The 590-nt window shown below is 39.0% G+C and carries 1 protein-coding gene; it reads right to left on the reverse strand.

Annotated elements, in window-relative coordinates; all coding sequences use genetic code 11:
* Positions 1-590 (reverse strand): S8 family serine peptidase (locus AC1DOS_RS20480; protein ID WP_477538954.1); only part of this gene is annotated, 590 nt, incomplete at both ends.

A 590-nucleotide genomic window follows, 5' to 3' on the forward strand; every position in this document is an offset into this window, starting at 1 on the left:
CCACCGCCATTATCAGAAAATACCTTCTCAGCTAATAGTTGAACACCTGGCGCAATACCAGCGACCCCGCCAGTTGCTTCGTCCCCGTTAGCTCCAACTGTTCCAGCAACGTGTGTTCCATGTGGACTACCATTTAATCCAGGGATGACATTTGTATCATTGTCTGCCCAATCATAACCTGTCGGGACTTTATCGGAATACCAAATTTCGTTTACGTTTGTTTCTGCCATTTTTTGATCCATTTTATCTTGAGTCCATTTTTCTTTCGATTTTGCATCATCAGATAATTTCATATCTTTGTGCGAATGATCAATCCCGGAATCTACGACCGCGACAACTAATCCTTCACCTTTATAGCCATATTGTTCCCAAACTTTCTGAGCCTGTACCAATTCTTTACTAGCTGCCATTGTTTCATGGAATGTTCTAGCAATATGTACATTCATAACACCTGGAATAGACTCGATTTCTTTCATATTCTGAAACTCAGTTTCCAAACTGAATCCGTTAAAACCTTCAAAATAACGGTGTTTCACTTTAGTATCGGAATTTTCTTTAGAATTTTTCTTTTTAGTGATTTCATCAATCAC

It is taken from the genome of Paenisporosarcina sp. P5_A11 (assembly GCF_056400705.1).